6 protein-coding genes are annotated in these 7,200 nt (G+C 72.1%); 5 read left to right on the top strand and 1 reads right to left on the bottom strand.

Going from position 1 to position 7,200, the window contains the following annotated elements; all coding sequences use genetic code 11:
- The 5 genes from ACY45C_RS07035 to ACY45C_RS07015 form a co-directional block, all read left to right on the top strand.
- A partial coding sequence (locus tag ACY45C_RS07035) for a glycoside hydrolase family 26 protein (protein ID WP_462186829.1) occupies positions 1-1,214 on the top strand: 1,214 nt, incomplete at its 5' end.
- Positions 1,215-1,493: 279 nt separating this feature from the next.
- Positions 1,494-2,702: an HpcH/HpaI aldolase/citrate lyase family protein gene (locus ACY45C_RS07030; protein ID WP_462186828.1), complete on the top strand. Its 1,209-nt coding sequence runs from the start codon at positions 1,494-1,496 to the stop codon at positions 2,700-2,702.
- The gene (locus tag ACY45C_RS07025; protein WP_462186827.1) at positions 2,699-4,264 is read left to right on the top strand and encodes a phosphoribosyltransferase family protein; all 1,566 of its coding nucleotides are present in this window, start codon (positions 2,699-2,701) and stop codon (positions 4,262-4,264) included. Before ACY45C_RS07030 ends, ACY45C_RS07025 begins: the two co-directional genes overlap by 4 nt.
- 5 nt (positions 4,265-4,269) lie before the next feature.
- Positions 4,270-5,418 (top strand): cysteine protease StiP family protein, encoded by a 1,149-nt coding sequence (locus tag ACY45C_RS07020; RefSeq protein ID WP_462186841.1) that lies wholly within the window; start codon positions 4,270-4,272, stop codon positions 5,416-5,418.
- Positions 5,415-6,284, top strand: coding sequence for an HAD family hydrolase (locus tag ACY45C_RS07015; protein WP_462186826.1), 870 nt, complete (start codon positions 5,415-5,417; stop codon positions 6,282-6,284). Before ACY45C_RS07020 ends, ACY45C_RS07015 begins: the two co-directional genes overlap by 4 nt.
- 302 nt (positions 6,285-6,586) lie before the next feature.
- Here ACY45C_RS07015 and ACY45C_RS07010 read toward each other — a convergent pair whose 3' ends face one another.
- Positions 6,587-6,901: a hypothetical protein gene (locus ACY45C_RS07010; protein ID WP_462186825.1), complete on the bottom strand. Its 315-nt coding sequence runs from the start codon at positions 6,899-6,901 to the stop codon at positions 6,587-6,589.
- Positions 6,902-7,200 lie beyond the last annotated feature (299 nt).

The following is a 7,200-nucleotide window of genomic DNA, read 5'->3' as shown; positions in this document are numbered from 1 at the left end:
TGACCGGACCGGAGGCGGCCGCCCGGGCGTTCCAGGCCGCCCCGGCTCTTCCCGACGAACCGGTGGTGAAGACGGCGCCCTCGACGTCGCCGTCTCCCAGGCAGCAGGGCGCGTCCGCGGGCACCTCGCCGAGCCCGGCCGTCTCGCCCGCGCCGTCCCCGTCCGCCACGTCCGCCGCCGGTTCGGCGTCCGCGTCGCCGTCCCCCGCGCCGTCCGCGAGCGCCGGCTCGACCGCCCCCGCCAGGAGAACCGCGACGCCGACCGCCACCCCGTCCGGGGCGAGCCCGACCCCCGGTACGGGATCGACGGGCACCGGCGCCGGTGGGACGAGGTCGGGCCTGCCGTGGCTGTCGGGGTTCCAGTCGCATCAGCTCGCGCAGCTCGTCGAGTTCGGTGACTGGCGCGGCCGGCCGAACGACATCGTCCACGTCTACACGAGCCGCAACCAGGGTTGGGGCGGGCTGGTGGAGCCGTCCTGGCCGGTGGATCTCTTCAAGGGTTTCCAGGGCAAGCTGCTGATCAGCCAGCCGACATTCCCCAAGGGCCAGGGCAACAACGCCGCCTGCGCCCGAGGCGAGTACGACTCCGAATGGAAGAAGCTCGGCAGTTTCCTCGTGGCGCACGGCCGGGCGGACTCCATCATCCGGATCGGCTGGGAGTTTAACGGAACATTCATGTACTGGCACACGGACGCCGACCCGACGGCGTTCCGGGAGTGTTTCCGGAAGATCGCGACCGCCATCCGGTCCACCGACCCCGAAGTCAAGATCGACTGGACTTTCAACGCGCACGCCTCCCCAGTGCCCAGAGGCAACAGCCCCTGGGGCGCCTACCCCGGCGACGAGTACGTGGACTATGTCGGCATCGACCCCTACGATCACTTCCCCCCGTCGAAGGACGAGGCGACGTGGAACAAGCAGTGCGAGGACGTCAACGGCCTGTGCTACGTGATCAGGTTCGCCCGGGAGCACGGGAAGAAGGTCGGCGTCGGGGAATGGGGGGTGGCCTCCTGCAGCGGTGACGGCGGTGGCGACAATCCCTTCTACATCCAGAAGATGTTCGACACCTTCAAGGCGGCCAGCGACGTGATGGGCTACGAGGCCTACTTCAGCGACCCCACTCCCGGAAACGTCTGCTCGACCATCACGAACGGCGGTCAGAACCCGAAGGCGTCCGCCATGTACAAGAAGCTCTTCGGATCCGGCGCCAGTTAGTCGAGTTCGTGGGGGGCGGGCGGCGCCTCGGCCGCCCGCTGCCGACTGGTGGCTGGCCGCTCGCGGACGCTGCGCCGCAGGTCGGCGCCCCGTAGATGGCGCCGAGATGGCCGCTGTGTGTCGGCTGGCTGTCAGTTCCCGCCGTCTGTCGTCGGAGGCCATTCGCCAGGTACCGTCACCGAGAGGCGACGTTTCACGATCTTGCCGGCTCCGGTCGGCGCGCACCGTTTCGGGATGCTCGTCGAACGACGCCCCTGCCTTTGACGAGGAGAACGCTGCTTGCGCCACTTCGCCTTTCTGGGCCCCGAGACGGTTGACGCACTGTTCCTCCGGCCGCCGGAGGACATCGCCGTGAATGATGATCGTCGTCTGCTGGCCACCGCGCTCGGCGCGACCCTCTACGCCCCGGGGACGCGCCCCCGGTTGGCGTCGGACGTGCACAGACAGACCGCGGCGGGGGTGACCTCGATGGTTCTCTGCCTGGAGGACTCCATCGCTGACACCGAGGTGGCCGCCGCCGAGGCCAACGTCGTCGCCGCGTTGCGCGCGCTCGCGGCGGAGCCCCCCTGGGCCGCGGGCGCGATACCACTGCTGTTCGTCCGGGTCCGCGCGGTCGGGCAGATCCCGGATCTTGTCGACCGGCTCGGGCCGGCCGGAGTCGGGTGTCTCGCCGGGTTCGTGCTGCCCAAGTTCGCCGAGGAGGGTGGCGAGGCGGCGATGGAGGCGGTGCTGCGGGCCTCCGAGACGGTCGGTCGCCCGCTGTGGGCCATGCCGGTGCTGGAGAGCCCGCAGGTCATCAACCGGGAGACCCGGGTGGAGGCGTTGTCGGCGGTCCGGCGGCTGGTCGACAAGCACGCCGACCAGGTGCTGGCGATCCGGCTCGGTGCGACGGACCTGTGTGGGCTGTTCGGGCTGCGCCGTGACCGCGATCTGACGATCTACGACATCGCTGTCGTCCGGGACTGCATCGCCGACATCGTGAATATCTGTGCGCGGGGCGGTGACCACGTCGTGACCGGACCGGTCTGGGAGTACTTCGCCCAGCCGGAACGGCTCTTTGTCAGCTCGCTGCGGGTGACCCCGTTCGCGCAGGCGGACCGCGTCGACGGCGGGGAGGATGCGATCCGGATGCGCAGCGAACTGGTCTCCGCCGACCTTGACCGGCTGATCCGGGAGGTCGTTCTGGACAAGGCCAACGGCCTGATCGGCAAGACGGTGATCCATCCCAGCCACGTGCCCGCCGTGCACGCGCTGCACGTCGTCACCCAGGAGGAGTACACCGATGCCGAGACCGTCCTCGACGGGGATGCCGGCGGGGTACGGCCGAGCAGCTACGCGAACAAGATGAACGAGTTGCGTCCGCACCGGGCCTGGGCCGAGGCGGTGATCCGCCGGGCGCGCGCGTTCGGTGTCCTGCGCGAGGGCGACACCTTCGTCGAGGTGCTGGCGGCGACGCACGGTCGTCTCGGCCAGCGGAATGCCCGATGACGGCGACGGCGGGGACAGACGCCCCCACCGGCGCGCCCATCCCTCACCCGGCCGCGCCCGTGCCCGCCCACATCCCAGCGGCCGCCCCCGCAGGGATGTGGCTGTGGACCGCGCTGGGCCTCGATGTCCAGGTCACCGCGGATGTGGCGGGCCAGGGGCTGCACGCCCTGGTGGGACTCGCCCTGCGCCGCAACCCACGCCGGGCGCACCTGTTGGTCAGCCGGGTGCTCGGCAAGCATCTGCCGGTGGCCCCGGCCGAGGCGCTCGCGGCCGGGGCCGGGGTCGCCGCGCTGGTCCGGGCGCTGCCCGGCTTCGAGGAGGCCGGAAAGCGGGTCGCGGACCCGCCGGTTGCGGGTTCGCCGGTGCCGCGTTCGCCGGTCGAGCAGCCCGGGGGCCCGCGGACCGGTCCGATCGTGATCGGTTACTGCGAGACCGCGACGGCGTTGGGGCACGCGGTCGCCGACGGTCTCCCGACGAGCCACTACCTGCACACCACCCGGCGGCCGCTGCCCGGTGTCACGCCGATCCTCGAGTTCGTGGAGTCCCATTCTCACGCGACCCACCACTGGCTGATGCCCGAGGACCGCGAGATCCTGCGGTGCGGCGCGCCGATCGTGCTCGTCGACGACGAGCTGTCGACCGGGCGCACCGCCCTCGGCACGATCCGGATCCTGCATGCCCACGCCCCACGCGAGCACTACGTGGTTGCCACGCTGCTCGACGCCCGTCCGCCCGCGGCCCGGGCCGCGTTCGCCGATCTCGCCGACGAGCTCGGGGTCCGGCTGGATGTCGTCGCCCCGCTTACGGCCACCGTCACCGTGCCGGCCGAGATCGCGGCCCGAGCCGCGCGGGTCCGCGCCCGGTTCGCCGGGGGCGCGGACGGTCGGGACGAGGCGCGGGCGACGGGGGCGCTGGTGGCCCACCCGGTTCGCCGGTTGGTGGCCGACTGGCCGTCCGACCTGCCTGACGGTGGCCGTCATCGCTGGTCGCTGACCGACCGCCACCGCCTCGACGAGGTCGTGCCGCCGGTCGCCGCGACGGTACTGGCCGCGCTGACCCGGCCCGCGGGTCGCACGCTCGTGCTCGGGACGGAGGAACTGATGTACACGCCGATGCGGATAGCGGACGCGCTGGCCCGGACGAGTCCGGGTGAGATCCGCTACCAGTCCACGACGCGTTCGCCGGTCCACCCCGTCGACGTCGACGGCTACGCCATCCGCGCCGCCCTCACCTTCCCCGCGCCGGACGACCCGGGCCGGGCCAGCCACGTCTACAACGTCCGGCCCGGGATGTACGACGACATCGTGGTGGTCGTCGACTCCGTCCCGGACGTCGATTTTGAGACGGACGTCGCCCCGGGGGCGGACCGGAGCTCTCCCCGTGCGGATACCGGCCTCCACGGCATGCTTACTCAGCTACGCCGATGCGCTCCGGTCACGGTGCTGACGCTGCCCTCCTACCGGCCCTCCTACCAGCCGTCCCCTCGACCGACCGGTGCGCCGCCCGCCGGTGCGCCGCCCGCCGCCGGACCGCTCACCGGTGCGCCCGGGGACGCCCGGTGAGCGGGATCGGCGCGGTGGATCCCGCGCTCACCGGCACCGTCGGCTCGGGTTCATACGATCCGGCGGACGTGACCTTCCTGCTGACCGACCTCAGCGCGGTCGCCTTGGAGCGGCCCACCGAGGACCGTGAGGAGGCCATGCAGGCCGGCCGGCACTACTCCGAGGACCTGCCGGTCGAGTACCAGCCTGACGCCGGTTACCTGGAGCTCTACCACCGGGCGCTGGACCGGTCGGCCCGCCGGGTCGCGCTCGCCACCGGCCTCGTGGCGGAGCTTGTACGGGTCACCAAGCCCGAGCCGGTCCTGGCCTCGATCGCCCGGGCCGGTACCCCGGTGGGGATCCTGATGCGGCGCTGGTATGGCTGGCGCCACGGGCTCGACACCCCGCACTACGCGATCTCGGTGATCAAGGATCGCGGCGTGGACCTGAACGCGATCCGCTACCTCACCTCCCGGCACAACCGGGAGGTGATCCAGTTCGTCGACGGCTGGACCGGCAAGGGGGTGATGACCCGGGTGCTGACCGACGCGGTGGCGCGGCTCGGGCTGGACGACACCCTCGCCGTACTGGCCGACCCGGCTCGGTGCGTGCCGCTCTACGGGACCCGCGACGACTTCCTCATCCCGAGCGCCTGCCTGAACTCGACGGTGAGCGGGCTGGTCAGCCGGACCGTCCTCAACGCCGAGCACATCGGTCCGGATGACTTCCACGGTGCGAAGTACTACGCCGAACTCGCGGCGCACGATCTGTCCCGGCACTTCGTCGAGACGGTGGCGGCCCACTTCCCCGAGGTGGCCGACGAGGTCGCCGAGACCTGGCCGCGGCTGTGGGCCGCCGACCGCAGTCCGACCTGGGCGGGCTGGGCGGCGGTGGAGCGCATCGCAGCCGCGTTCGACATCCCCGACGTGGTCATGGTGAAGCCGGGGGTGGGGGAGACGACTCGGGTCCTGCTGCGCCGGGTGCCCTGGCGCATCCTCATCGCCCCCGACCGGCTCGACGAGCTGGCGCACGTGCTGGCACTGGCCGCCGACCGCGACGTCGAGGTCCAGGAGATGGCGGACCTGCCCTTCTCCTGTGTGGGGCTGGTCCGCCCGGTCGGCGCGGCACCGGTCTTCCACACCCCGAACGCGCGCTGGCGTCCGGACGTCCCGTGACGGCCGACTCGTCCGCCGTGACGGTCGGCCCGTCCGCCGCGTCCGGGCCGCGTCATCTGCTGGCCTGTGACCTGGACAAGACGCTGATCTTTTCCCGGCACTCGCTGCTGCTGGCCGACGACCGACCCGCACCGGAGCTCGTCGAGGTCGAACGCCTCGACGGCGCGCCGATCTCGTTCGCGACGGCGCGGTCGCTGGCCCTGCTCGCCGAGTTGCACGACCTCGCCGTCCTCGTCCCGGTCACCACCCGCACCCTCGCCCAGTACGCGCGGGTCAAGCTCGGGGTCCGGCCGCGCTACGCGATCGCGGCCAACGGCGGGCACCTGCTGGTCGACGGGGTCCCCGATCCGGCCTGGGCGGCGGGCGTGGCGGCCGAGGTCGCCGCCGCCTGCGCCCCCCTGGCGGAGATGGTGGCGCTCGCCGAGCGGTCCGCCGCCGGCGGCTGGGCCCGGCTCGTGCGGGTCGCCGACGGGTTGTTCGTCTACCTCGTCGCCCACGACCGCGCTGGCATTCCCGACCTGACCGGGGAGGCCGAGACGGCGCGGGCTGCGGGCTGGGCGATGTCGCTGCAGGGGCGGAAGGTGTACTTCGTCCCGTCGGTCCTGACCAAGCAGCGCGCGGTGGCCGAGGTCGCCCGCCGTGCCGGTACCGCCCGGCTGCTGGCCGCGGGGGACTCCGTGCTTGACGTCCCGATGCTCGCGGCGGCCGACCACGCCGTCCGTCCGGCCCACGGTGAGCTGCACGAGCTGGGCTGGTCGGGCCCGAATGTCACCGTCACCGCCGCGGCCGGGGTGCTCGCGGGCGAACAGGTGCTGGCGGCGTTCGTCGCGCGGGTCCGGGCCGAGATCGCCGCCGGGAGTCGCTGAACCTCCTCGCGCGACTTCCGGGCCCGTTCAGACCGGGCCTTGGCGCCGTTCTTCTGGTGTGCCGGGCAGCGGCGGCGGCTCGGAGCCCGGCCCGAACCCAGGCGCCCAGATTTTCCGCAGCGGCCTGCCATGCGGGCACGTCCCCCGCTCTGGTACCCGCTCGACGCTGCCTGTGGCATGCAACTGGGCGCCACGGCGACGCCGGCACTTGTTGCAGGCCACCAGCGACAGCATCGGCACGACCGGCTCCGGCCCGGTCGGGCCGCAGTCGTCCGCCGGCCCCGGCTCAGGCGGATCGCTGGTCATTTTCTCTTGGTGATTTGTTTAGCCCCGCCGCACGTCGGGCACTTCTTCTCCTGCGTTCCCGAATAGCCACCATCTTCGTCTGTCTCGACCCGTTCGGCGACCACGTTCCCGGTGCCGTTGCAGGTGGGGCAGTCCGCGGTCTCCATCGGCTCGAGGTCGGCATGCCCGGCCTTCGCGCCCCGCTTGTCGTAGTTCTTCTCGGTATCGGGGTTGTTCTTGGATCCGGCGGATCCGCCTTTGCCGCCGCGTTTGACGCTGTCACGGCCGGTGGAGGCTCCACCACTGGTCGACCCTCGCTTGTTCCACGCCATGGGTTGCTCTCCGTCTACAGTCGATCCCTCCCCGCATCAACGGTAGCGGCGGAGCACCCAAGTCGGTACCAGGACAGCCGGAACTGTAACCGTGCGTCCCTCACGGACGCCGGGCGCGGGAAGCTCAGATGGCGGCGATGCGCGCCCCGAACTGATCCACCTCGGCGATATCCCACCGGCCCAGATCCCGGTGGAGAGCCCGCGCCCGCGCCTCGACGACTGCGTTCGGGGAATCGACCACCGCGCCCAGCGCGGCGATCCCCGCAACCGCAGCCGCACCCGGGTTCGCATGGTCGCCG

The organism is Frankia sp. CcWB2 (assembly GCF_977927585.1).
The sequence above is the reverse complement of the archived record's forward strand: the minus strand, read 5'-3'. Positions and strand labels throughout refer to the sequence as shown.

What these genes read in the sequence shown, in the direction of transcription:
- ACY45C_RS07025 (WP_462186827.1), top strand. Translation starts at nt 2,699, where the DNA reads ATGACGGCGACGGCGGGGACAGACGCCCCCACCGGCGCGCCCATCCCT.
- ACY45C_RS07010 (WP_462186825.1), bottom strand. Translation starts at nt 6,901, where the DNA reads ATGGCGTGGAACAAGCGAGGGTCGACCAGTGGTGGAGCCTCCACCGGC.